Source organism: Amycolatopsis sp. WQ 127309, from assembly GCF_023023025.1.
GTDB lineage: Bacteria > Actinomycetota > Actinomycetes > Mycobacteriales > Pseudonocardiaceae > Amycolatopsis.
Genome location: NZ_CP095481.1, coordinates 9,837,897 through 9,863,318 on the forward strand (window position 1 = coordinate 9,837,897; position 25,422 = coordinate 9,863,318).

Consider the following 25,422-nt stretch of genomic DNA (forward strand, 5'->3'; position numbering starts at 1 on the left):
CATCGCAGAACGCCACCATCCGCAGATGATCGCGATCTCGGTCACGAATCCGCACCAGCGCACGGAAACCGGCAATCACCGTTTTGATAAATGTTCCGTTTCGCTCCAGGAATTCCCCCTGGTCAAGACTTGGTACAGCTATCGTAAATCCGCAGGGGGTGACGACGGTGGCCAGGTCCAGGTGACTGAAGCATCCTCGGGTGCCGACTCGGCCGGCCGCGCCAGTAACTTGGTCGCGCTGGGCCGGCTGTCCACCGGGCCTCGAGCGGTCGACGCGATCCTCGATTGGCTCGCCGGTCGCACCGGAGGCACAGTCGCGCTGCTCGGTGTCGACGGCAGAGCCATCGCCGCTCCACCGGGCAGGCCCCGCCCCCGTCCGGCGATCCGGACCGCCGTCGCCTCGGCAATAGCCGACATGCAGCGACGCGGGACATCCTCGGCCGTGCTCGGTGGAGAGGCGGGCACCATCGACCTCGTCTGTCTCGGCACGGTGACCGACCCGCCGAAATCGGAAGCCGGGACGGCGGGCCAAGCCCCCTACTTGATAGTCACGGGCTGGGAGGACCGCAGGCACGGTGCGCTGCTCACCGACACCTGCCGCATCCTCGGCCTGTGCTGGAGACTGGAGGAGGCCGAACGCACCCTCCGACGGGTGGCCTCGGCGACAGCGCACAGCCGCGAGGCCGTGCTCCACCTGCTCATGATCGGCAGTCTGGCCGCCGCGCGACGGATCGCCGCGGCCCTGAGACCCGAGCTTTCGAACCTCGTCTACGTGTACGTCGTGGAATGCCCGGCCCGACAACGCCACCAAGTCGCGGATCGGATCGAGCGCTTCGCGCGAGGGCGGGCGTGGATCGTGCCTTGCCCTGTCCGTCCCAATCACTTGATCGCGCTCGTGCCGCCCGACCCGGACGACAACCTTGCCGGGCTCTCCCTGCGCCGTGTGCACCTGGACCAGCTGATCGCCGAAAACGTCCCCCAGTCCCGAATCGGGGCGAGTGCGGAAGTGCCGCTGCGCGAGACCGCGATCGGCTACGAGCAAGCGTTCCACGCCTTGGCCGTGGCCCGCGGTGTCCCCGGCAGATACGCCCGGTTCGACCGGCACACAGACCTCACTCCGTTCATCGGCGGCTCCGGACCTGCCTGGGCGGCCGGGCTCCTGATGCCTTGCCTGTCCCACACCCCAGCGCGGCGGGCCGACCCTGGGGCCGAGGAACTCTTGGCCACCCTGAACTCCTGGCTCGCCTTCGACAACGGCGCCAGCCGCCACCTCAAGATCCACCGCAACACCCTCTCCGCCCGCCTACGGCTCCTCGACGAGCTGCTCGGTCTGGATCTCACCCACGTCGCCGACCAGTCGGCCGCCTGGCTCGCGCTGCGGCTGCATTCCGTTCGCCGCATACACTCCCCGCCGCCGGAAGCGGACCGGACGGTCACGCTCGACGCCCTGCTTGCCACTCCAGGGGCGGGCGTCTGGGCCCGGTCTCGACTACACCCCCTCGAATGGGGCGGCCCGTCTGCCGGCGTGGAGACGGTCCGGGCCTGGCTGCGCGCCGACACCCGGCTTCCCGCGACCGCCGCGGCCCTTGGCATCTCCGGTCCGGCCACGCGCAAGCGGCTGGCCAGGGTCGAACAGGCTCTCGGACGCTCCCTGCTGCACGCGCCCAGCGCCAAACACGAGCTGTGGCTGGCCATGCGGGCGCTCGGTTCAGTGTGACCACCGCCCCGACCACTGGTCATCGGGAAACCGCCGCGCCCGCTCACTGTGCACACTGCGACTCGCCACGGCGCGCACCGAATGCCTAGCTTGGTCATTGCTGTCGAAGCACGGGGCGAGGACCTCGACAACGTGGGGAGATTCAGATGAAGACACGGCGGATGCTTTCTCTGCTTGCCGTAGTGCTCGCTCTGACCGCGTCGCTGGTGACGGCGGCACCGGCTCAAGCCGCGCAGCCGACCACACTCACCGACGGCAGCGCTTCGGCACTGACGAACAAGGGACAACCGAGCCCGACCGGCATCGCCGCGATGGCTTGGACCCCGTCGATGAGTCCCTTTTATTCGCCCGCCGAGTTCGCCGGCCGTGACATGAGTACCGAGGAGCGCAACTACTGGCTCAACAATTGCCCGCCCCAGGACGCGTGCGTTGCCGTAGGCGAGGGCAACGGCCTGCACACGGTCTTCTTCATCACGAGGTGCGACCAACGTACGCTCTCCAACTTCATCGGCGACGGCGCCGTCACCAACACCCAGATCGACAACGCTCAAGTCGTGCTGAAATACCAGGACGGAACAAAAGTGCGAACCATCGACGCGAACAGCAAACCGACGCCGGTGCGCGTCGACTGGGATCCCATCTATTACCTGGATCCTTGCTGACCGGAAGCCTGCAGCAGTGCCGGAACCAGCAGAATCCGTCACGACCCGAGGGAGACAAATGTATACACACGCAATTCGTACGCTCTCGGCCGTTTCAGTCATGATCGGCGCGTTGCTCGTCGGAACCACGGAGACCGCCGGCGCCGGCATGGCCGACCTGAAGCAGAACCGCATCGATCGCTACCTTTCAGAAATCTCCGGCAGCTATCAAATATCCGCCGATAGGATCAGCATCCCAGGCGGGTACATGACCGTGGGGAGCGCGGTCCGCAAACCGTGCTCGCAAGGTTGGCTCTGCGTCTGGAAATACGACAACGGGTTCGACTCCAAGCAGTACTACCGCTGCGGAACGTACGCACTGAAGAACTGGATCGGCTACGGCGGACTGGAGAACAACCAGACAGAAGGTACTGTGTCATTGTTCCAGGATCAGAACAAGAAAACGCTCTGGAAATCCGTCGCGTACGATTTCCACAATGACGTGGTTTACTGGACGCCGATCTACTACATCACACCCTGCTGAGCCACCTCCGCCGCGCGCGTACCCCTTCCTGGGGAGGGGTACGCGCGCGGCGCCCAACGTCGCCGAATTCCGCAAGTGCGCCGACATTGCCAGCGATACCACATTTGGATAGGTGCCACTAAAACGACATTGACCATTCGGCAAAACAAATAAGGATGTCACCATGAATTTTACGGATAACGAACTGCGTGCTCGCTGGCGCCGGACACGAAGGGGCGGAGCCGCGCTCGCCGCCCTGCTTTCACTGTCCACGCTGATAGCACCCGTAGCACAGGCAGCCGGATCATCGGACCAGCAGCGCGCCGGCGCGGGCGGCAGCACGTCACAGGCTTGGTCCCCTTCATTGACTCCGTTTTGGCCCAACGGCCAGAACGGCGGAACGAAGGAAGCCGTATTTCCGAATACAAGCACTGCGGCACGGGACAGGATTCTCAACAACTGTCCACGCGGGTTCCTGTGCATCGCCGACGGCGAAGGCGACGGACAACACACAGTTTACGAACTCTTCTACTGCAACGAACGCACCCTCTCCAACTTCATCGGGCGTGGTGCAGCCACGAACAATCAGGTAGGCGAAAATGCGGCGATCTTGTACCAAGACCGTTATCTGATGCGGACCATCGACCCCAACAACGCCCCGGTCCGCCTCGACGACTGGGGTCCCGCGTACTTCCTGGACCCCTGCCTCTGATACCGCGACCGAACTCCGCGATGAAGGTCGGATGGCTGCCCCGAAAGCTGCTGTGTCGCGTCAAGGCGCCGCGAGGTTGCCCTGAGATTCGCAGACGTGGTCTTGGAGGGTGGTTCGCTCGAGGAGTTCATGTGCGTCGCGAGAGGTCTTGCTTTCAGCACCACGTTCCGAGGATCTCGGACCGATCGGAGCCGGGTTCCGGCCGACCGAGCCGTCGCAGCTTTACGTCAGCAACGCCACGCGGGCGCCGGAAACGGGACGGTGTCGGCGTTCCGGGAGGGCCGCGGCGGTGTGCTGTCGGCGATCGGCGCGTCCCCGTACGCCAACCAGCAGACCAACGCCTCCGGGTTCGCGGCGTTGTCCCCAAAATGGAGGGCAGCTCCGCGCCTTTCCCTGCGGGGCCTCGGCCAGGTCCTCACGAAGCTGGCCGGCCATCGCCGCAAGCTCGACAGCGATCCGGGAAGCGCACCTTTGCCGTGGAGTAACAGCGGGCACGCTTGCGGCAACCACTAGTCATGGATCCCGTCACCCTGGGTTTGGCCTGAGCACGGCTCACTGGCGACGTCGACCCTGTACGCACAGTGGCGAACACCGGGCCGCACCTCACGCAAGCCGCCGCGTAGCAACCAGGGGTGAAATCACCACGTCACCGGTCACCGAACCAGTCGGCGAGGCCCGTCGCCGCCAAGACCTCGACGCCGACGTTCTCCTGGACCACCCGAGCACCGGACCGGGCGATCGCCAGGCTCGGCTCTCCCAGCGGGCCACCCAGCCACTCCTGGGCCCAAATGACCGTTTCGCCGCTCATCCGTGGCGAGCGCCCGCTCGGCGTCGTCCTGCCGTGCTCCAGCGCGAGGCCGTACAGTCCATAAGCTGGCCGAAGGTCCTCAAATCCGAGGTCAGATACGCACTGCCAAGCGGATCGGGCGATCCGGAACCCTCCTGCGTCGATGTCGCCGAAGTACCGGCAAGAGTTCGGTCGTTCACCACTAGCGGCGAGGGTTCGCAACCGGGTGCTCACCTGGTTTCCGGAGCCCCAGATGACTTGGCCGTCGAAGCTCAGCTCCGCCGCGCGACGCGACAGCGAGACGTAGGTCGTGTAGTTCTCGACGAGTAGCCACGTTCCGCTGTCGCCGAGGATCTGGCGGTGCACCGGCGGCCAGCACGGCTCGCACTCCAGCAGCTCAAGGGAGAGCCGCTCCGGCCGGAACAGGGAGCCGAACAGCCAGCTCTCCAGGGCCTTGTCGTCACCGGTGATCTCGAGCGACCGTTCCCGGATCGGCACGACCACGCCACGACGCCGGGGCAGCCAAGCGTTCACGAGCGCGAGGCACGCCCGTTCCGACGCACTCCACTCCCCGCGTTCGTCGCCGAGCGCCGCCCAGCCGAGGTCCGCGTGCCAAACGATCGACGCTCGTGTCTCCGTCTGCGCCGACGGCGCTCCCCGCCGGGTGACGTATGCGGGCAACGGTGGGTCCGCACGGCGGTCGGTTCGGGTCTTCGGGAGGTCGATCACCCCCTCGTCTGCGAGGGACGTGATCGCTGTGAGCACCCGGCGGCGCCAGTGCACCGAGACCGCCGCGCTGTGGTCGACCTTCGCCGCCGCCGAAAGGACAACCTCAAGTGGCACGCGCCGGAGACCGTACTCGCGAACGGCCTCGGCGATCGAGGCGGTCAACGTCGGCTCAGGGCTCACGACGCACCGACGAGGCGACATCGACCAGCTGGCTCGTGCCGGCGGCGGAGTTGTCCAGATCGTTCGAAACGTAGGCTCGTCCGGGCCGGGTTGCCGAGGGCCGTTTGTGCATCGCAGCGATCCGCGGGAACGCGGTCACCGCGCCGAGGTCACCGATGCCGGTCAGGAAGACCAGCTGCACGCCGCTCGCCTTTGCCACCCGCCGCTGCAAATCGAGAAACGGCAGGTAGTTGGCCTTGCCGAGCGGGTTGTCCAGCGGTACCAAGCCGCCCACCGAGCTGGTGCCCCGGCCGGTCCGCTGTTCGGTGCGCAGCCGGGCCATGACGCAGAAGAGCACCAGCGACGCGGTGAGGTTTTCCCCGCCGGACCACTTGCGCATGTCTTCAACCGCCGTCCGCCCGGTCGGCTGATCCGGCGCGGGCTTGAGGACCGATGCCCGGAACCCCGCGGTCACGGCGGCTTCGGTCGCCCGCCAGAGCAGTTCGGTCGGGTCGGTCTCCACCCTGCCCGCGCCCACCATCCGGTCCACCAGCTCGCCGATGCGCAACTCCGCCTGCTCCCGCGTCGGACGTTGCTTGGCGTCGACGGACAGGAACCGGAAACCCGCCCACGGGCCCACGCCCTCCGGCAGCTCGGACAAGGCCGATGCCCGGCCGAGCAGCCGCAGCGCGTCATCCACGAGATCGCCCAAACGCGACACCACGTTCTGCTTGTGCTCTTGGACCTGGGCCAGCTGCCGGCTGATGGCCCGCTGCCGGGTCTCCAGGTCGTCGGCGAGCTCGGCCGCGCGCGCGGCGACGCGCTCGTACAGGTGCTCGCTGCGGAACAGGTCCCTGAGCCGGCGCACTGCTTGGCCGTTCTCGTCCTCGGCCACCGCGGCGAACCGGTCGTCCGCTGCCCAGGTCCGGAGGTTCTCTGCCTGCTGGGAACGGCTTGTGAGGAGGCCGTTGTACTCGCTCTCCTGCGCTTCGAACTCCTGCACAAGCCGCTCGGCCTTCGCCCGGATGTCGTCATCGCGGTCCGGGACGATCCCACTCGCGAGGTCGGCGGGATCGACGCTCCGGAACAGGTTGGCCTGGTCGTGGAGGACGCCGACCAGGCTCTTCGCGTCGTCGGCCGCGCGACCGGCGTCGTCGCGCTCCCGCTCCAGCAGGCCCGCCGTCAGCTGGAGGCCGGTCGCGAGCTCGTTGGATTCCGCCGCGTGCCGGAGGGCATCCCCTCGGTCGGCCAGTTCCAGCACCTGTTCCGTATGGCGGGTCCGCCCGCGGGGAGCCGCAGTCCGCAACTCCGTCTCGGCCTCTCGAGACTCCGCTTCGGCCGCGCCGAGCCTGCGTTCGGTCGCGGTGCGCTCCGCACGCACCCGATCCAGGGCATCTTGGCGAAGCTCGCGATCTTCGGCGACCGTGGTCGCCAGGAGCTCGGCGGCCCGCGCCTTGACCAGGTCGGCGTGGCGTTCCCACCTTTGCGCTCCGGCGCGAACGGTCTTCTCGGCTTCCGCCTCGGCGCGGCGAAGTTCGGCTTCGGGAAACTGCCGGCGCAGGAGTTCCCTGCTTTCGTTCACCACCGCCTCGGCGCTCTCCATGCTCTTGTCGGTGCGAACCGAGAGCGCCGGCAGCGTGGCGCGGACGGCGGCCCAGGTTCGCCTGCTCGCCTCTAGTCCGCGGCTCTCGTCACGGAAGCGCTCGATGTCGACGTCGGCGGCTTCGTAGATCGCGACCGCGGCCGCTTCCGCCTCTTTTTCGGCCTCCTGCAGTCCTGGGATGCCTTCCATCCTCGCGCCGGCCGGATTCACGACCTCCTGCTCCTCAAGCGCCAGGTCCTCCACCAGGGTCAATGCGATGCGAAGCTCCGGAAGACCCGTGCGCAGGCGGGTGTGTTCCTCGATGACCTCCGCGTGTCGGCTGCGCACGTCGTCTCGGTGGATCATCGCGGCCGACTCCGCGGTCTCGGCATCCCGCCACGCGGCCTCGGCCACCCGACGGCGGCTGCGCAACCCGGTGACGCCGTCCTCCGGGAAGGCCGCCACCAGCGCCCGGATACCGGCAAGCTTTGCCGCTTCGTCATCGCGTTGCCGGATCAGCCGGTCGAGCCGGTCCTGTCCGGCCGTCAGCCGATCCGCACGACGGCGGAGTTCCTCGGCCGCGGCATCCACGTCGTAGCGCGCCGCCGCCGGACCGAGCACGACTCGCGGCGTCAGTGCCTCTTGGAAGACGCGCACCGAAGCGACCACGACAGCGTCGTCCGGTACCGTTTCGATCCGCTCGGCTGCCTCGGCGGGATCGCCGTAGACGACGACCCCTTCCACGACCTCGGGCAGCTCGGCGATTTTCGTCCGCTGATCCTCGGCGGGCACGTGGCTCGCGAGGTAGCTCCACCCGGAGAACGCGGTGACACCGGCCGCGCGCAGCTCGGACAGCACCGCGCCGACCGCGGGCCGAGGTGGCAGGAACCCCTGCGCCCGCAGGCCTTCCACCGCGTTCTCGTCCTGGACCAGTCCGGCTCGGACGCCAAGGATCTCGGCCTCGAGCCCGGCGCCCGAGCCGGTGAGCAGCGCGATCGCGTCGGACGCCGATTCGGTCAGATCGACCGAATCCGCCTGCAACAGCTGGCGCAGCCGGGCATCGTCGCCGAGCCGCGCCGCACGGCTCTCCAGTTCCGCCAGCTCGGTCTGCAACCGATCGCGGACCAGGCCGGACCGCTCACGTTCCCGCCTGGCCGACTCGCAGCCGGCGTCAGCCGAAACAAGACCGCTCTCCAACGACCCGCGTTCGCCTGCCAGTCGTTCCAGTTCCGCCGTGCACTCACGCAGCCGGTGGCGATACCTCTCAACCGAGGCTTCCAGCCGTTCGGACGGCTCCAGTGTCCCGCTCTCGACGGCAGCGGCCCGGGTCGTCTGGAAGCGATTGACCCGCTCGGTCAGCTCCCGGAGTTCGGATGCCAGTCCGACATACTGCTCGTGAGCCGTCCGGCGGGCACGCTCGGCCGCTTCCTTCTCCCGCTGTGCGGCCGTCACCGCCGACGTGAGCGAGTCGAGCCGGAGCCGCGCGCCTTCAGCCACTGCCTCGAGCGCGCCTGCCCACTCCGCTTGCGCCGCTTCGACCAGCTCGACCAACGGCTGAGCCTCGTCCGCAGCGGCGGCAAGGGCCCGCTGGCGAACGGACAGCGCCGCGATCGCTTCGTCCAAAGCGGCTCGGTCCCCGACCGCCTCCCACGCGGCCGTGTCGAGGGCGAGTGCTTCGGCTCGCTCGGTCACGTCGCGGACATCCTCCCGTGCAGTCCGGACCCGGAACACGGCGGCAAGCCGCAGGTACTCGTCGCGTTGACGGCGCGCCGCGTCGGCTTCTGCGCGCTTCTCCTTGAACCGTTCGTCCAGGTGCGCCTGCCGTTCACTCTCCAGGCGATGAAGCGTGGTCGCGGTTTCAGCCTTGTCCAGCAACGCCTTTTTGAAGCCCGCGACACGGGCTCGCTCCTCGTCGCGGGCCGTCGTCGCTGCGACCACCTTGCGGTGAGCCTCGCCCAGAGTGACCACCTTCGGCTGTGCTTCCGCGCAGAACTCCCGCTCGGCCTCGTAGCCGGGCTGCTTCGCGATTTCTTTCTGCGTTTCGGAAAGCAGGTCGCGCACGGGCATGGTCCGGTTGCGGTCACTGACGAACTTCAGCAGGTAGCGGACGAATGCACCCGGCGAGTCGATTCCGTCGAACAACGCCTCGATGCCGCCTTCGGTGGCGTTGACCTCGGTGAAGTAGCGGAACAGATCCGGGTCGAAACGCCGCTCGCGCAGCGCTTGGTGCCATTCCGCGATCGTCGAACCGGCGACCACGACGTTCACTCCACGCGCCGCCAGCTCGTTGAGGTGTCTGCGGAAACCGTCCCGGTCGCAGCGACCGGAGGTCCGGAAGGTGAACGGCAGGTCGTCGAGGGCCGAGCCCTCGACCGCCGGCTCGGGGTGTACGCACCACCAGGTCCGTTTCAGGTTCTCCTTGCCCGCGGCGTTGTAGTCGCGTGGCCGCTGCCGTCCGTCCCATTCGTAGATCGCCCCGGTCAGCAGGACGCGGCCTTCGGGATCGGTCCACTCGGCGACGACGTGCGCGGTGTCGTGGCTTTGAACCAGGTCTTCAAGCGTCCGCTTCTTCGTCCGGGTGGCGAGGAAGTCACGGCGGTCGGGCAGGATCAGCGCCAGCAACAGGGACAACATAGTCGTCTTGCCGGCGCCGTTACGCAGCCACACGATGCTGTCCGCGGGCGCGCCGTCGGCATCGGTCAGGTCGACGAGCAGATCCGAGAACCGGTTGTCGGGCACGCCGATCGAGTCCAGGTAGAACCGGCGAAGGCGGTACATCTAGTCACGCTCCTCTTCCGTCTGCCGCGCTTGGGCGAACACGGCGTATACGGCGTCCTCAGTCACCTCGGCCAAGCCGATCCGAAACCGGTCGTTGAGCTGGTAGGCCTCACCGCGCTCGTCGTCGAGTGCCGGCTCGCGCCGGGCACGGCCCTTGTCGACGAGGTACTGCAAGAGCGCGTGGACGTAGTAGCGGCGGTTGTCTCGGCTGCGGCCGCTGTCGTTCAGCGGGACCTCAGGTAGGTCGAGCCATATCTTCGCCGCCTCACCGAGCTGGCGGCTCCGCGTCTCCTCGGCGTCGTCGGCCGCATCGGCGGCGGTTCTCGCATGGCGAGTGAGGAAGCGTTGCAGTTCGGCGGTCCGCACGCCGGGACTGCCCGAGTCGAGCAACGCTTCTCCGTTCGGATAGGCGTAGGCGGCCAGTCCGACCAGAACCAGGCCGAAGCAGTGCCGGTCCTGCAGCTGCTTCGGCCCGGTCCGCCGCGGCAGGCCGCTGTTGTCCAGCGTGACCGCGAACGGACCGTCCGATGCTCCCGTGACCAGCAGGCCCAGCTGGGTCGGCAGGTGGACGCGGATCCCCAGGCCGTCAGCGATCCGGCCGACAACCTCCGCGAACTCCGTGTCCGTCCGGTACCGGTCGAGCAACGCCCGGTACGGACTGTCCGGTGTCGGACGGTGTTTCGGCACGAGCGCGAATCGCACGAGGGAAGCAGCGTCACCCACATCGGTCAGGTTCATTCCGCTCCCATCAGGTCACCCGCGCTCACCGCGTCGATCCGGTCGAGTGCCGCGGGTGTGGCCAGCAGCAGATCGGGTCCGGAGAACCGCGGATCCACGAGTGTGGTGTCGTCGTCGACCGCGGCCAGCGCCGCGACTGCGGCGGCCAGGTCCGGCCGCGCCGGCAGCTCGTCGCCTGTAAGTTCCGAGGTGTTCACGAACACGTAGAAGGCCGCGCCCCACAGCACGTCGAGGAGGCGGACAGGCTCTGCGACCCGATCGGCGGCTTCCCGCCCCGCGGCCAGCAGGTCAGACAAGCGCGCCGGCGCGTGCGCGGCCGCGGAGAGGATATCGGCGGCACAGGCAGCGATGTCGTCCGGCACCGAATCGTGGAGTTCCTCCCCGAGCTCGCCCAGGTCATCGACATCGGGAGCGCGCATCTCCCGTGCGGTGGGCTCCCGGAGAAGCTGCTTGAGCAGGTCGTCGAGGCCCCACTGCGGCGTGACGCGCGGCGGCGATACCCCGGCGATCAGGATCCCGGCGACCACCTCGAACTCGGGATCGTCGGCGACCAGGCTCGGCACCAGCACCTGCTCGCCCAGGTCAATCGCGGCGGCGAGCCCCCGGGGCTGGAAGCGCTGCACCTCCTGGGCCGCCAAGAACACCGGGATGGCCTGCTGGAGGTAGAGCTCCAACCGCACCCATACGTCCTGCCCGCGGGCGACGGTCTCCTCGATCAGGCGGCAGACCCCGGCGGCTCCTGGATCCTCACCCGATCGTCGGGCGAGATCGCGGAGCTGCCGGTCCTTGTCGAGTTGCTGCCCGATCTTTTCCAGGACGTTTTCGAGCCAGCCGGGCATCTCACCGGCCCAGTCGACGCTGCGGATGTCACGGCGCGTGTCATCCAGCTTCTCCCGCAGGCTGGCCGAGAGCCCCTGGGCAGTCCGCGTCGCCTGCTTGGCGGTCGCGAGCGCCTTGTCGAACTCGCCGGAGTTCATCTGGATCTCGACCATGATCTTGAGCGCGAGCGCCTGATCGGCCAGATTCGTGTTGAGGGCCTGCAGGAACACGAGGATCGCGGGGTCGGTCGCCTTGATCGCGATCCCCTCTACCTCCTCGGTGAGGGTCAAGAGCTGAAACCGGTACGCAACGGCCTCACTCCACTGTTCGCCGTCGGCCGCCGGTTCACGCCAGAGCACCTCGTGCGGACGCCCGTCATTGAGCAGCGTGTTGAGGACGACTTTGGCCACCTTCGCCCACGGCCGGCTGTCATCGTCCGGGCTCATCCGGCGCGCGGCGAGCATCAGGTGGTCGACGATCGCGGCCGGGCTGACCGACCCCTCCATACTGGCCTGGTTCAGCACGACAAAGTCGATCAGCCGCAGGGCGAGCTGGGGCAGGTCGTACCGCCGGTGGTCGAATCCGGCACGCGGAGCCGCACGGTTCACCAGTTCGAAGACCGGTTGCAGCAGCTGCAGCGCCTGCCATCGCGCGTGCAGCTCGCCGCCGGCACGATCACCGGCTGCCCCTGTCATCGGCACCTCCAGGCCCTCCCCGACCTCTCGCGGTGTAGTCGGAAGGCGAAACCACGCATTACGCTGGAACGCGATCTTCACCTGAATGCGCGAGCAGGCCCTGCTCGATGTCGACTTCGCATCGTGGCCTTCGCGTTAAAGTGGCCGCTCATCGTGCGGATCTTGAGAACCGGCGACTTCTTCGCCTCCGGCCAGGTCATGCACGCTCGGCCAGCCCGGCATCGCCTTCAGCGGCGCAGTCAGCGTCAACCGCTGTCGCCGCGCCCGTGCGTGTCATAAAGCCAGCCTGTAGTTACCGGCCACTTACAATGCAACACGAGAGATACGAGCTGCAATGCGGCCATTCGGGTGCAGATCAGCCCATCGTCTCCGCGGCGAGAACCTGCTCGAGCCCGGCGACCTCGATCTCGCCGGCACCCCGGGACGGCTGCGGGCTCTGGTGCCGAAATCGGTCCAATTCCCGATCGGTCGCGGCGTGGGCATGTACACCGTGCGCGAACTGGGCCGCTACGCCGCGGAAGCGTTCGGGGTGCCGAACGTAACCGCCCGCGAAGTGCGAGGCCACTGGTTTTCCGCGCAAGCCAAACGGGTCGTCACCGCAGGTCTGGACGCCGATCTGCTCGACGAGAGCGGACTGCCCGCGATCATCAAGGCCTCCGGCGGCGAGCGGCTGCGCGTCCTGGCGCTATACCACACCCAGCGCACCCGCGCCCGGCTGCGGCGGCTGCTGGCCCACCACTTCGCCCGGCCATACCTCTCGGAGGGCGTCCCGGAGGACACGGTGGTCCAAGCCGGAGCACACGTCGAAGTCATGTTCCACCATGCGGCCTCGCTGCTGGCCCACGGCAGCGGACACCGCGAGCGCGACGCGGCGCTCAATCAGGTTCCGCACGTCGTCGCTCCGGACGGGACCCGAGTCCTGGCGCTGTGTGAAACCGAGTTCGACGGCCGGCCGCTCGACGAGGACGCGAAGCCCGTGGTCAGCCGGATGCTCGCCGAGCGCAGTGTCTTGGCCCAGTTCCTCGTGACGGCCGAGGCCGCGGAGGATCCGGCGAAAGATCACGCTGGCAACAACGCATTGGCCGACCTGCTGCGAGCTGCTGGTCTGGTCCACCCGAGATTGACCACTGCGCTGGCCTCGGGCAGCCTCGGGGCGGCTGATCCGGTCACCTACGTCGGCCTGCACGTGCGAGCACAGCGCGGGGCGGCCTGGACCAAGGGCGCACCGAAGCTCAGCTGGTCGCTCGTCGCCATGATTCCCGACGGCGAGCATTGGCGGACTCTCGCTTATCAGTTCTCACCGCACCCGAAGACCGGCAGAGGAACCGGGTGGCAGGACTACTTCATCGCGAACACGGCGTTCCGCGCCCACCCGCTGCCTGACGGCAAGCGGCAGGACGAAGGCCTCGTCGCGGCGATCGACACCGCACTCGGTCAGCTGCGCCCGCACGTGGCCACAGGTGCGGGCTACGTGGTGATGGTCTCCGGCGACAGCTCGCGCTCGTTGTGGCCGTTGCTGGCGAACAAGAACCTCGATGTCGAACCGGACGCCGCGGGCCGGATCGGCGGCCGGCCGGCCTTGCCCGGCTGGGACCCTGCGCTCGGGCACCGCCCGCGAGCCGTCGTCCGCGTCACGTCGGGGACGCGCGACCTGCCACGCCCGGTCGAGGTGCGCAAACCCGCCGCGGTGGCGGGGAAAGACCCGCGCATAGTGAAGACGACGCGGTCGCTGTACCAGCTCGAAGATTCAGTTTCCGCGAACACGTGGATCTTGGCCAACGTCCCTCGCCAGTTCGCCGGCAGCGGACGGCACAGCCGAGCGGGCCTCGACAGCGGGCGCTGGTCCACGGAAGCGGAAACGAGCAAGCACGCGTGGTACGCCCTTACCAGTACCGAGATCGTGGTCGTCGGATCGGGCTCGGACCCGCAACGCTACGCCGTCGCAGCGGCGCGGTTGTGTGACCACGCGGTGTCCTGGGACGAGCGAACCAGCTATCCGGCGCCGGTTCACCTGGCGGCGTTGATGGATCGCAACCACCCCGAGTACCGGCGGACCGTCGACTGGACCGACGAAACGCAGGGCGAAGAATTACCGACGCGATGGCCTAGCGATTAAGCTTCGTCGGCGAGTAACTAATAGCAAGCAGCGCGAGTTGTGCTCTCCTCCGACGAGGATTCTTTCGACGCGCGCAACGCCCAGCCGACCGCGATGTGTCACCGGGGACTTGAGTCCACAGGGTGTCCGAGGACGATCTTGCTCGGCAGCGACAACCCTTAGCCTCCAAGAGGTTCAGTAGCTAAGTAAACTCAGGGCTTCGAAGACGCGGCACCCCGTTGGACCTCACAGCGCAACCGCCGACTGCAGACGCGGCAGGTGTCCGCGCGCGGGTTGGCGGTCGACGGGTACGCCACGGCCCGCCAGCTTCAATGCTTCACTCACTCTCCCAAAGTCGGATCTCGTGAGCAGCACCGAAATCAGCGTGACAGCTTTCGAGTACAACGATGTCCGGCGTGCCGCAAGCGCCAAGGGGCGGATCACGGATCGTCCGTTCGAATACGACCTCGACGGCACCGGCCGTGAGCACTTCGCTCGGCATTTGGGCACTTGCAATGAGACGCTTACCTGCGACCGTCCACGCTACGGCCACGTCGGAATGACTTCGGTTACTGCCCGCTCGATCACGACTTTCGTCGTTGCGCGCACGTCGCTCGCCCTCCAGCAATGTACCTGCCCCAGAGAGCCACCGGATGGCGGGGCTAGCGATCCCGTGTCCCCCTGTAGTGCGGCGGCCTGTATGACGGCGAGTACTTCGGGCCCGGCGGAGGCAAGAACTGCGCCAACCGCCACACACCAGCTAGCGACAGCCAGCTGGTGTCATCCACAGCGGATGCGTTCACAGCTGACCTGCAACATCGTCACAGAGCCGGAATACCCGGCCTGGGTCGCGATCGAGCGTGAACGCGTCGAGGAAGAATGTCTTCTTGGCGCTGCCAATCTCGGCTTCCGCGAAAGCGGCTGCTTCAGCTAGCCTCACGTTCAGGAAAGTGCTCTCCGATGCCTCGAGTGGGTGCCGGACGACCAGGAGGAAGTCGCCGAGCTGCGGGTGCGTGAACCGGGCTGTGCCGGGAACGGTGGGAATCAGTGCCGCATCGTAGCCGTTCGACCAGTTACTCAGCGCTCGCACCTGGTCGGTAAGATCGAAATCAAGACGACCAGTTCGCAACACCCCGAGCAGGTCGCGAGCCAGGCGCCAGTCAAGCAGCGCATGGTACGACATGTTCCCATAATCACGCAGGCATCGGTAACACGACGCGGTGCAAAGGTTCGCATGCGCTGGTTCTGCCAGGTGCACTAGATAGGCATCGACATCATCAAGCAGGGAGGACAATACAGCCGCGTCGCCGAGGTGGGTACTGAATCCTGCACCGTTCTCAAGCGCATCGGCGATGAATGCGAATGGCGCAGGCTCGCCGTTCGCCATACCCGCGAAGATGCCCGCCACGAGTTCAAGAGGTTCGATGTCCAGCTTCGCAGCTGCAACCTTACGCAGCAAAAATGCCAGTGAATACCAGGCAGCCCGCCTTCCGTCGGATGGGTCGACAGCACCGCTCGGTTGAAAAACTGACGTAAAATTGAGACGCAGGCCTTCAGCCGGCAGAGTGCCGTGTTCAGGGCCGAAGAAGAGGAAGTCGGTCGGCTGCACCGCGCCTAGCGCGACATCGAACGGGTCGCCAGTCACTTCGTTTCGTCGAACCAGTTCCTTCTCGACTGCTTCAACCGAGACATACCCTCCCCAGGTGGCCCCTGCAGTTGAGGGCTGCGCAGCTGCCTGGAAGCGGAAGAGCCGGCCACCGTTGTCATTGATCACATAGCGTTGACCCGGCCCAGAGAAGGCCATGGCTGAGCCATGCGATTCATGACGCAACGCAGACATGTCGGCTCGCGCCCGTGCTGTCATCGCCCGCGGTGACCAGCTGAAGTTTCCATCGAAATCCCGTGGTCGTCCCCCAGCGCGGAAGCCCAGCGGCTCACGCAACGTAAATCGTGCAAATGTGTCAGGCGAGCCGCACTGCGGACAAATCGTGATGTCGCCGAGGTTGTCCGATGACAAAAATGAGCACGCACGGCAGAGCGAGATGTCACGGCTAACGCCGAGCGGGTCGTCGGCTGACAGTCGCGGTGGACGTCCGACTCCTTCGAAGGCAGCGACACCAACGGAGGTGTAGACACGCCTGTCGCGGACAACCTCACCCATAGGCGCGAACTGGCTAACGGCCATCGCGAGATCGCGGTCAATGGTCATGGGGGGTGGCCACGGATACGACGAGTTTGGCCGGCGGAGGTACAGGTAACGCACGCTCGTCGGGAAGCCGAACATCGGTAGTACACCGCGTTCAGCCAGCCGCTGGCTCAGCTCATCATCGCCTACCGTCGCCACCGCATCATCGATCAACCCAGGGAGCTTCGCGATACACTGATCGGCCAGCTCGACAGTGCGCGCTGCCAGCGTTGTTCGGTCGGCGATCGCACGGGCTGCCCGCTCAACCGCCGTGCGGTTACGGGCGAGCCAGTCGACAAGGAGGGGGCGGACGGTCGGCCAATCCGCCACGAAGCCGAATGCGCCATGTGCGTTGGTGGTCCGGCCGAACGGCACGCCGGTCGCGTCGATCGCGTCGGCGACCTCCGGCATCGCCAGCCGGAGGGTCTCGCTATGCAGTGAACGCAGGAGGATCTCGGGACGGCTCATCGCGAGGTACGGCTCAGGCGTCGGGTCATTGGTGATGCGTTCGGGCGCGTCAAAGTAGTACTCGTCGTGGCTGCGACCGCGGCAGACTGTCAGTGCCACTGCGACTGGCGTCCCGCGCCGACCGGCTCGACCGACCCGCTGCTGGTAGTTGAAACGGGTCGGCGGCATGTTGCCAAGCACCACGGCGGACAAGGCGCCGATGTCTACACCCGCCTCCATCGTGGTCGTGACGCTCAGTATGTCGATGCCGTCCGCAATCGGCACTTCAGGGTTCGCCCCGGATTCCAGGAACACCTCTTGAAACCGGGACTGGCGCTGTTGCGCGTCGCTCCGATCCGTCTGACCAGTCAGTTCTTCGCTATTGAGGCGGAAGCGGCCTGAGCCGGTAGTGGCGCGCCAGCCGTAGTAGTCCTCATCGACCACGTAGGTTGTCGGGTTGTCAGGCAACCTCATGCCACAGTAGGTGCAATGCGCGCAGCCACGCGTGAGGTGGCGCCGGTGACAGTTCGAGCACTTCCAAGCACACTCACCACCACGACGCAGTACGACGCGTGCCGGATCGATCAGGTAGTCGCGTACCGCGGCGCCGCACTGCTCGGCGAAGATCGGCGTCAGGTCGGCGACGGTCGGGCCGCCGGCCTGCTCGATCTTGCGCCAGAAGCGGTTCAGCTGACGGGGCGGGCTACCGGGCCGCGGATCGCGCATGCCGTCAAAGCGCCGCGTATCCGCCAGCACGCGGAGACTTGCCCGCGCATACGCGAGGTCGGCGCTCACTGGCTCGTCAATCGGACGCGTATCCGTTTCGAGAGCCAGCCAGCCCAGGCCAAGCGACTCGAAGTCGCGACCTGCCCCCGAGAAGAGGCCGCTCAAAATCTCGAGCATGAGCGACCGGTTAATCTCGGCCCGTAATTCACTCTGCTCCGGCGAGATGCCCGCTCGTGGCGTGACGGGTGTGGCATCCCAGTCATATAGCGTCGTCCAGCGCCGCTTTGGTTCACGGGATGTCTCCTGGAGGCTGGCGTGCGGCCCACCCGGATGCAGCCCGAGACTGAGCAGGACTTGGGCGATGGCCCCGGCGGTTGCCTCGAGCGTCGATCCGGCTGACAGGCGCCCGATCAGAGTCGGCTCGTCAGCGGGGTTTGTTCCCGGTCGGCCTTCCCAGATATTGCGGAGCTGACCGAAAACGTTGGCGTCACGAGCTTCCAGACGGTCGATTGCCCCCCACGATTCGGCCGTCTTGGTGCTGTCGGCGACGTGTGCGCGTGCGAGGGCCAGATCCGCTGACGGGTCGCTGGTGGCTGCCAGGTACTCGACCAGCAGTAATCGCAGCAGGTCCTGGTAGTGACGAAGCCCGAGGCCAGATGACAACTTCGCCGCGTCCTGCCGGCTATCGGTGAACAGGATGACCTTCCGGTCTTGCGCCGCTAGGTCGGCTGCCAGTTCTGTCGTCAGTACTTGATTGATCTTCTCGAAACCGCTACGCATGCCGCGGATCGGCGACCGTTGCGTCGCCGGATCGGTGTGCGAGAGACGGCGGCCATTCCGTCCGTATTCGATTGCCCAGTCATCCCCACAGTTGGGACAGCACGTGGGGAACGGGCTCACCGTTGCGGTATCGCGCTTCGGCCGGACCGCCGCATGGAACGTCCAACCTGTGTGGCCACCCGTTGTGCCGACGTTGCGTACCTCGCCACTGGCCGGGTTCAGCGCGCTGCGGCGGAAGCTGAAGGTCACGTTGCCGCCGTCGCGGGTCCAACGCGTCGATTCGGGACCGTCGAGACCGTCAGCCGCGTTTGGCCAGTATACGAGATAGTTTGCGGCTGTCCGTTCCAGACGTACCTGATCGGGCAGTTTGGCCAGCTCGGGAACATCGCCGAGCAACAGGGTTCGCACGCTCGGACGCTGGGTGGCGCCTTCCGGTGTGAAGCCCCCGAGCAGGACGTCACCGCAGTTCTGGCAGTAGAGGAGTTCGAGGGCGCGCGCGCCGCAGCTGCACCGTGTAACCGGTTCGCTGAACAGTTGGCCGACCGCGCGTGGCTCGGCCCGGTCAGGTGCATGCGGGCACTTGGGGTCCGTGCACGCCCAGACACCAGGAACGTTGCGGAAGAAGTAGTGCGCCCGGACCTTGGGGTCCGCTTCAGCAGGTAGCTCTGCCATGCCGCGCAGCAGCTTCGTCAGTGCTTCGTCTCGTTCAACTTGGGAAGTGTCCGGGAAAATGCGTGCCGCCAGCGCCGGCAGGGTCTTCGCCATTAATACGTCTTCGTCGTTCTTCCCGGTATCGACGAACGCGCGACGCACCGAGTCCATCAGGCCGCGTTCCCGAGCGTAGGTAGCTCCATCTACGGGTTCGGCGGCACGGATAGCAATGACATCGGCGGTGGTACCGGCCGGAGCGGTCAATGGCATGGCGAGGCTACCGCCGACGAACTCGAACGATGCTGCATCGACGCCGAAGAATTCTTCGAGGTATGACTGGTCACGTTTCGCGTCGATCGATGCTGACGCCGCCAGGATGCGTAGCTTCTCCGGGCGGTCTGTTAGGCCCAGCCGCTTCTTCAGGTTGCGCAGCAGGTAGGCGACCTCGGTGCCAGCGGTGCCGCGGTACATGTGCAGCTCGTCAATCACCAACGTGAACCGGTGCGAGGGATCGGCATCGAGCCAGGCCCGGGTCGAGTCGAAGAAGTGCTCATCCCGCTCGCGGAGCAACATCACGTTGAGCATCGAGTAGTTGGTGACGAGGACATCCGGCGGCGCATCCGCCATGTCCCAGCGTGAACGCATCTCGGCACCGTCGAGCCGCGGTACGAAGTAGCGGACGTCGTCTTTTCGGGTCGACTCCGCAATGGCGGCTGCTCGGGTGGCCCGCTGCTCAGTGTCATTCAGGACTTGTTGCAGCCGCTTGACTGTAAGGTCGCTAGTTCGAGAACCGGTGACAGGTGTCGCGCCGGTATAACGGCCAAAGAAGAAGCGATGGCCGCGACGATTGACGTCGAGCCAGGTACGGACGGCGTCGCTGTCGAGCGCTCGCCTCATGCGCATAAGCTGGTCATCGACCAGGGCATTCATCGGGTAGAGGATGAGCGCTCGAACCGCGGCGGGGCGTCCTGTTTCTCCTTTACGCTGCGACCGGAAACCGGCACCGGTCGTGCGCCACCACGGGATGAGCGCCGCTGGACCGCCCGTCCAACTGCGTGATTCCTCGAGCAGCGACGCGAGGATGGGGAGCAAGAAGGATTCCGTCTTACCGGAGCCGGTGCCGGCGGTGATCACCATGTTGCGGCCAGGTTTGAGTCCAGCCTTGAGCGCTCTCTCTTGGTGCCCATAGAGCGGACGTCCAGGTGGGATCAGTCCGGCGCCGGCGAACGCGCCGAGTTCCCTGGCGCCGTTGCAAGCCGCGACGGACTCGGCGAGCGTGCGGGGGGCGGTTACGTATTCGGGCCTGAGCTCGATGAGCGGGTTGCGGTACACCCCGTTGTCACGATCGAACAGTTGGCGCCGTTCCGCCTGAAGGCGTTCGTCACGTAGCCCGAACGGAGTGTCATAATAACGGAAGTAGGCCTCACGTAGCCGCTCGAACGTGCCAGTGACGTCCAATCCGCGGGGTGCGGGTGTTGACATCTGCCCTCCAAGCATGCAGTCAATCGATGACCGAGACGAGCTGGCGGACTGATCTCGCCGCCAGATCCGCCACCGGCAAGGGAACGTTCGTGTAGATCGCGGTCCGGGCGGTATTGCCAAACTGCGTCGGCAGTCCGCTGCACAGCACCAGCGCCCTGGCTTGCAAGGGCGGCAGCGGCGCGCCTTGGTCGATGAACATGGTGCCGATGTCGGCGCTGTTCGATCGGCGCTCACGTCGCCAGCGGATGACCTGTTCGTGCCGTTCGGCTAGTGCCCACCAGATGCCTGGCGCGTGGTCGGTACGCAGCCATTGACTACCGACCCGGTAGCGGTATTGCTGCCGCCCGTTCACGAGGAAGCGGCAGAGTCCGTCACCATCGGGTGTGCCCCGGACGAAGGAGACGCCGCCGACACTCCCAGCGGCAAGATGCTCAACCGGTGTATCCCAGGCAGGTGGCCCGGCCGGTTCGCCTAGTTGCACCTGTGGCAAGCGTTCGGCGATCCCCCGTGCTACACACCCGACGTAGCTCACGCCGACGGCATTCAGCGATGCGCCTAGTTCGGCCAGCGATTCGGTCTGGATGTAGACCGTCGACGGGGCTGGAAGCCAGACTGGATCGTTTGTCGCAGGCTCAGCAACTGAGACCGCGAACTCAGTTCCGAGCTGGTCGACGAAGTCGAGCGGGCGCCGTCCGGCCAGCACAACAGTGCCGTCACCGGCTGGAATGAGCGTCGCAACGGCAGGTGCGATCGCCCAGCGGCCGCCTTCCCAGTCCACCTCGGCGTGACCGAGCGCGGATACGTCACGCAGCCAACGTCCTGATGCCGCTTTGCCCGGATTGAAGTTGGCGGTCCGTGCCAGCCAGGTTATGCGTTGCCGCAGGTCCCGGATATCGCCCGAGCCGGTCTCACTCATCCATGCCAGCATCGTGTCAGCGAGCACGGCATCGCTCCCATGCTCGGACGTAGAAGTGCCACAGTGGGCTCAGCGACCGGGCACTGACGCTCAGCTCCGCCCATAGCGTACGATCACTATCTGTCAAGCTGCGGAAAGCTGGCTCTGCACCCCTAAGCTTGATGACCGACCAGCCCGCGGCGCGCTTCTGCGCCAGCCACACGGCCGGGTTCGGCGGTACCTCGAAGTAGGAGAAGACCAGTCCCGGCAGGTTGGGCGGCGGCGGGTCACTGATCTTGTTCATCCTGCCGTCGGCACCGATGAGGACAGTCATCACTGAGCCACGCCGTGCCAGCACCGGGCGGTCGGCTTCCATGCCTCGAACGTGTGCGCCACACATCTCTGCCGTGTTTGCCACTCCGCTGCACAGGACGCCGTCAACCCACCCAATGCTTCCGACGTCTGGCACCTCGCGGTCATCCATCGATTCGCGTTCGACGACGAAGGTCAAGGTCTCTTCGTCGGTTTCGACGGTGTGCTCGCCGGATTCCATGCCGCCGCGGAACCCGGACAATGGGATTGGGAACAGCGATGCGCGCAGGCGGCTGGATATCCCGTCCAAGCCGACGTCGACAGTGCGTGTCTCGTCGCTCACTGGAAGTAGGAGATCAGGCTCACCCCCGGCCAGGTAGATGTTGGAAGCGACCCTCCGGTCGATAGGCAGTCCGTTGATGAGGCGGGGCCGGACGGCAGTCCCGCGGTGGAGCCCTGCCGTAACCGCACCGGGCATCGTCGCGAGCGCGGTGTCGAGGCGCTCATGATCGGAGAAGACTACGCGGGTATAGATACAGAATCCGCTGCCGAGCAGCTTCGCAGTGAACACCGGATCTAGCTGGCGCCACCCGACGTCTGCGGCAGCGTGAAGCACCTGGCTCACCGTGGGCGCCACGTCGGCAGTCGCGACCAAAACGTGCTCTTCAAAGGGCTGGACCGAGTCGACCGACATCCAGCCACCAGCGTCGGCATTACCGATCAGGACAAGCACCTTCGCCGGCTCGAATTCGGCGACGCATCGTTGGCCGCGAACGAAGAGTCCGGATGCCAGATCTGAGCTTTGAACCGACGGTATGCCTTCCACGCGGTACATAGTGCTGTGAGGATCGATGGTTACTAGTGCCTCGAATGGCTGCCCGTCGCGGGTCCCTGTGAGCACATCGCCTGCAATATCTCGGACAGCGGGAATGACCCACCACGTGCGGACCTCGTCCAGATCGATAGCCAGCCGCAGGTTGAGATGACGGAGTCCTTCCCGTGTCACGATTCGGCCGTCCCAGGAGATTGCCAGATCTGTCAGAAGCGGGCCGAGGATCGGCAGTACGTCTTCGTCGCGCAGCGAGCTGACAAACCGGTCAGTTAAGCCGTGGCCGCGGCGAGTGACCCAGCGACGCAGCATCCTCAGCAGTGATTCGGTGCTTGGTACGCCCGCCGGCTTCAGACGTGCCGCTGAGAAGAAACGGGTCAGCGCCGCCCGGTCACTTTGACGAACTAGCGTCTGCGACAGCGGATAGCCGATGCGTGACTCGTTGGCGACACCAGACCGAATGGTTGACGTGCCGAATGCTCCCTGCTGTTCGTCCAGCCAGCTATCAAGCTGTTCCCACATCTTGGCCACATCGAGGAACGCGCCGCCGTTGCGGAGCGCTGTCAGGACGCGGCTCACGGCGTCCTCGCTACTCGAATCCTGGAGCAGAATATCGGCGAGTCGCTTGTAGTAAGCATTGCGTCGAGCGCTCGCGTCCGTTCGCATCTCAGATGCGGCCAGCACGCTCAGAGCAAGAATCGGCAGCGTAGGAGGTGGCTGGTAGCGTGGCCCGCTGCACCACACCTCTTGAAGCTGCCGAGTACGAGCGAACATGCCCGAGCCACGCTCGACATCCACAAGACTCCGTACCGCCGCGGCCAGGGACCGTGCACCGTCCTCGCCTGGCGCGGCCAGCCGCTGCAACTCGTCGCGATCGACGAAAAGAACTACCGGTTCGTTCCCCCGACCTGCGAAAAACAACTGCGCCAGCCGCGTCTGCCACCGAGAGTAGGCGTCCAGCTGAACCGGCTGCAAACTCACGTCGGTCACACCAGGGACAGCCAGGACGGCTCTAGAAGGCTGGTCGCCGCTCTACTGCCACGGCCTGCCAGTCCTCTACCTAGTCGACGTAGTGCAATCGCCGTCTGAGGCCAGCAGGTGCGCACGGGTCGGTCTCCTATCTGACGAGTTGCTCCACGTTGAGCCTTCAGCGGCTAGTCGATCACAACCACTCGCGAGTTACAGACTCCTTGATATCGATTTGGAGTCGGGCAGGCAGACCAGCGGACAAGGCGTGCTCCTTGAAGTTCCCTGGCTGGTTAGCCCCTTCATCCTCAGTCGCCCTCCACCTCGTGGCGCCGGCGATACTGAGCGCGATCGGGGCGTTCCCGTCTCGCCCTGAGGTTGGGCCTGCCCGCATCAGAAGATCGGCCGCTACACGGTTGGGACGACTCTGGGCGTTGGCTTGCGAGACCCATCGGAAGAAGTTGCAGGCTTATGACGGAAATCAGATCATCCGACAGGGCCAAGCCGGCTAAGAAGGAACCGTGACCAAGACCCCGTTACCCGGCCCCGGCGACCTGTGCCAGCCAGACCCCCGCAAGGCCGGGCTACGGCTAGCGCACCCCGTCGTTGCTCCCGCGGACGACGCGGAGCTGCAACAGGTCTACGGGTGGCTGAAGTTCCGGCCGATCACCCACCTCCTGCGCGGCGCGGTCGACAACGCCGTCCGTTACGTTTTGGATGGCGCTCGGACCTGGCGGTTCGACCTCATGAGCGACGAAGTCGACTCCGACGAACGCTCATCGGTGGGCACCAAGCTGCAGTACCATGTGATCGAGTCTCTGGGTCTGAGGAAAGAGCCCCCGCTCGACACGACCATCATGGACATCCCGGTCGAGATCAAGGGTACGGTCCGGCAAACTTGGATGATCCCGCGCGAAGGACAGTGCGAGATCACGCTGATGATCCAGATCGACGCCCGCCAGCACCGCTTCCGTGCGCTTCTCATGCGCGCCCACCGGGCATGGCTCACCGGGAAGCAGGGAAACCGGGACCTGAAACGTTCGCCACGTGCCGACGCAGTCAGTCAATACGCGCTCGAAATCGCACCCTGGACCGACCTCCCGCCCGAGCCGCTGCGCAAGCTGACACCCGATCAGCTGCGAGTCGTCTTCGGCCGGGACGGTATGCGCAAACGCCTGATCGCATTGTTCGGCTACCTGCGCGAAGAGGTTATCCCCCGGACGACGATCACCACCGTGGGCGCCGGCCTAGGCGATCCACTCAAGCGGGCACGCGAAGCCAAGCCAGACGTCCTCAAAGACCATGACCTGGTCGTGCTGGTCGGGACCTGGCAGTCAGACCTCGACGCCGCAGCGAAGCTCGGCTACGACATCAAGAACGAAGCCTGGGTCGCAGTACCACGGGAAAAACTCGCGGGGCTAGGCCTCAGCCCAGAAGACTTCAGACACTGAGCACTTTCCGGGTAAGGGCTGGGTGACTGTGCGTGATCATGTTGTTCGGTTGCAGAGGATGACGAGGGCGGCCGTGACGATGGTGCCGATTTTATTGGGGCAGAGCCTGATGTTGCGGAGTGCTTTGAAGGTGGTTTTGAGCAGGGAGTTTCCGCGTTCGCCTGGTGCTCGTTTGGCGTTGTGAGCCGCTTCACTACCGCGACCGACAACACCGCCGCCTCGACCACGTCTATCTCGCCCGCACGACGCCACAAGTCGCGCTCCAGCACACAGCCAACGAGCGGGCCGCTCTCAACGAGCCCGCTGGTGGTCAACCGCCGCGCTCTCGAGGTGCACAGACAAGCTCTTGCCCGCGCAGCCGACCGACCTTCTGCAGGCAGTCCTCGACGACCGATTTCCGCTCGCTCCCCTCGGGCGACGTCGACAACGCTTTGTGATCGCATCCCCGAACAGGTCGGTGCGTGACGATCCGGGCACGGAACGGATGCCGCGAGACGGCCGGCCGGTATTCAAATCGACCCGGTCGCCGTCGCCGCCCCTGCAGTTACTGCACCTGCAGCGTCCCCGAGGGACGTACGCCCTCGCGAAAGCGGATGAACCTACGTATCCGACACCCCGAATCCGCTACGAGCGAACTCTCCGAGCAACGGAAATCGCGGACATTCGACTCCCTTCTGCGAAATCCTCTGTATTCGCGTCTTGGCAAGACCCCATCCGCAGCTG

Annotated in this window: 13 protein-coding genes; 6 read left to right on the forward strand and 7 right to left on the reverse strand. The window is 66.1% G+C overall.

Annotation, left to right across the window (positions count from 1 at the left end):
* Nucleotides 1-25 precede the first annotated feature (25 nt).
* The 4 genes from MUY22_RS43215 to MUY22_RS43230 all read left to right on the forward strand — a co-directional run bounded on the left by MUY22_RS43215 (nt 26) and on the right by MUY22_RS43230 (nt 3,593).
* The gene (locus MUY22_RS43215; RefSeq protein ID WP_247053303.1) at nt 26-1,717 is read left to right on the forward strand and encodes a helix-turn-helix domain-containing protein; all 1,692 of its coding nucleotides are present in this window, start codon (nt 26-28) and stop codon (nt 1,715-1,717) included.
* Nucleotides 1,718-1,863: 146 nt separating this feature from the next.
* Nucleotides 1,864-2,379 carry a hypothetical protein gene (locus tag MUY22_RS43220; protein WP_247053305.1) on the forward strand — a complete coding sequence of 172 codons (516 nt, stop codon included), beginning with the start codon at nt 1,864-1,866 and terminating at the stop codon, nt 2,377-2,379.
* 100 nt (nt 2,380-2,479) lie between these two features.
* Nucleotides 2,480-2,902, forward strand: coding sequence for a hypothetical protein (locus tag MUY22_RS43225; protein WP_247053307.1), 423 nt, complete (start codon nt 2,480-2,482; stop codon nt 2,900-2,902).
* A gap of 163 nt (nt 2,903-3,065) precedes the next feature.
* Nucleotides 3,066-3,593 carry a hypothetical protein gene (locus tag MUY22_RS43230; RefSeq protein ID WP_247053309.1) on the forward strand — a complete coding sequence of 176 codons (528 nt, stop codon included), beginning with the start codon at nt 3,066-3,068 and terminating at the stop codon, nt 3,591-3,593.
* 646 nt (nt 3,594-4,239) lie between these two features.
* Here MUY22_RS43230 and MUY22_RS43235 read toward each other — a convergent pair.
* Genes MUY22_RS43235 through MUY22_RS43250 form a run of 4 tightly spaced genes read right to left on the reverse strand, consistent with a single transcriptional unit; the run spans nt 4,240 to nt 11,961 of the window.
* Nucleotides 4,240-5,289 (reverse strand): Wadjet anti-phage system protein JetD domain-containing protein, encoded by a 1,050-nt coding sequence (locus tag MUY22_RS43235; RefSeq protein WP_247053311.1) that lies wholly within the window; start codon nt 5,287-5,289, stop codon nt 4,240-4,242.
* The gene (locus MUY22_RS43240) at nt 5,279-9,628 is read right to left on the reverse strand and encodes a hypothetical protein (protein WP_247053313.1); all 4,350 of its coding nucleotides are present in this window, start codon (nt 9,626-9,628) and stop codon (nt 5,279-5,281) included. The genes MUY22_RS43235 and MUY22_RS43240 overlap by 11 nt, the downstream gene beginning before the upstream one ends.
* Nucleotides 9,629-10,366 (reverse strand): hypothetical protein, encoded by a 738-nt coding sequence (locus MUY22_RS43245; protein WP_247053316.1) that lies wholly within the window; start codon nt 10,364-10,366, stop codon nt 9,629-9,631.
* A complete protein-coding gene (locus MUY22_RS43250; RefSeq protein WP_247053318.1) occupies nt 10,363-11,961 on the reverse strand; it encodes a hypothetical protein in 1,599 nt (532 codons plus the stop codon). Before MUY22_RS43250 ends, MUY22_RS43245 begins: the two co-directional genes overlap by 4 nt.
* Nucleotides 11,962-12,361: 400 nt before the next feature.
* Between MUY22_RS43250 and MUY22_RS43260 the strand changes: the two genes are divergently transcribed.
* A complete protein-coding gene (locus MUY22_RS43260; protein WP_305879344.1) occupies nt 12,362-13,996 on the forward strand; it encodes an RNaseH domain-containing protein in 1,635 nt (544 codons plus the stop codon).
* Between the two features lie 778 nt (nt 13,997-14,774).
* On the opposite strand, the gene MUY22_RS43265 is transcribed toward MUY22_RS43260, so the two are convergent.
* Genes MUY22_RS43265 through MUY22_RS43275 form a run of 3 tightly spaced genes read right to left on the reverse strand, consistent with a single transcriptional unit; the run spans nt 14,775 to nt 23,272 of the window.
* Nucleotides 14,775-20,246 (reverse strand): DEAD/DEAH box helicase, encoded by a 5,472-nt coding sequence (locus MUY22_RS43265; RefSeq protein ID WP_247053320.1) that lies wholly within the window; start codon nt 20,244-20,246, stop codon nt 14,775-14,777.
* Nucleotides 20,247-20,265: 19 nt separating this feature from the next.
* On the reverse strand, nt 20,266-21,189 hold the full coding sequence (locus MUY22_RS43270; RefSeq protein WP_247053322.1) for a hypothetical protein: 924 nt from the start codon (nt 21,187-21,189) through the stop codon (nt 20,266-20,268).
* Nucleotides 21,179-23,272, reverse strand: a complete 2,094-nt coding sequence (locus tag MUY22_RS43275; protein WP_247053324.1) for a hypothetical protein — start codon at nt 23,270-23,272, stop codon at nt 21,179-21,181. Before MUY22_RS43275 ends, MUY22_RS43270 begins: the two co-directional genes overlap by 11 nt.
* 497 nt (nt 23,273-23,769) lie before the next feature.
* On the opposite strand from MUY22_RS43275, the gene MUY22_RS43280 reads away from it, so the two are divergent.
* Nucleotides 23,770-24,699 carry a NaeI family type II restriction endonuclease gene (locus MUY22_RS43280; protein ID WP_247053326.1) on the forward strand — a complete coding sequence of 310 codons (930 nt, stop codon included), beginning with the start codon at nt 23,770-23,772 and terminating at the stop codon, nt 24,697-24,699.
* The last annotated feature ends 723 nt before the right edge of the window (nt 24,700-25,422 follow it).

Bases quoted from the DNA above. Each gene is read 5' to 3' on its own strand.
- MUY22_RS43215 (WP_247053303.1), top strand. From the start codon at position 26: ATGATCGCGATCTCGGTCACGAATCCGCACCAGCGCACGGAAACCGGC.
- MUY22_RS43220 (WP_247053305.1), top strand. From the start codon at position 1,864: ATGAAGACACGGCGGATGCTTTCTCTGCTTGCCGTAGTGCTCGCTCTG.
- MUY22_RS43225 (WP_247053307.1), top strand. From the start codon at position 2,480: ATGATCGGCGCGTTGCTCGTCGGAACCACGGAGACCGCCGGCGCCGGC.
- MUY22_RS43230 (WP_247053309.1), top strand. From the start codon at position 3,066: ATGAATTTTACGGATAACGAACTGCGTGCTCGCTGGCGCCGGACACGA.
- MUY22_RS43240 (WP_247053313.1), bottom strand. From the start codon at position 9,628: ATGTACCGCCTTCGCCGGTTCTACCTGGACTCGATCGGCGTGCCCGAC.
- MUY22_RS43245 (WP_247053316.1), bottom strand. From the start codon at position 10,366: ATGAACCTGACCGATGTGGGTGACGCTGCTTCCCTCGTGCGATTCGCG.
- MUY22_RS43260 (WP_305879344.1), top strand. From the start codon at position 12,362: ATGTACACCGTGCGCGAACTGGGCCGCTACGCCGCGGAAGCGTTCGGG.
- MUY22_RS43265 (WP_247053320.1), bottom strand. From the start codon at position 20,246: ATGTCAACACCCGCACCCCGCGGATTGGACGTCACTGGCACGTTCGAG.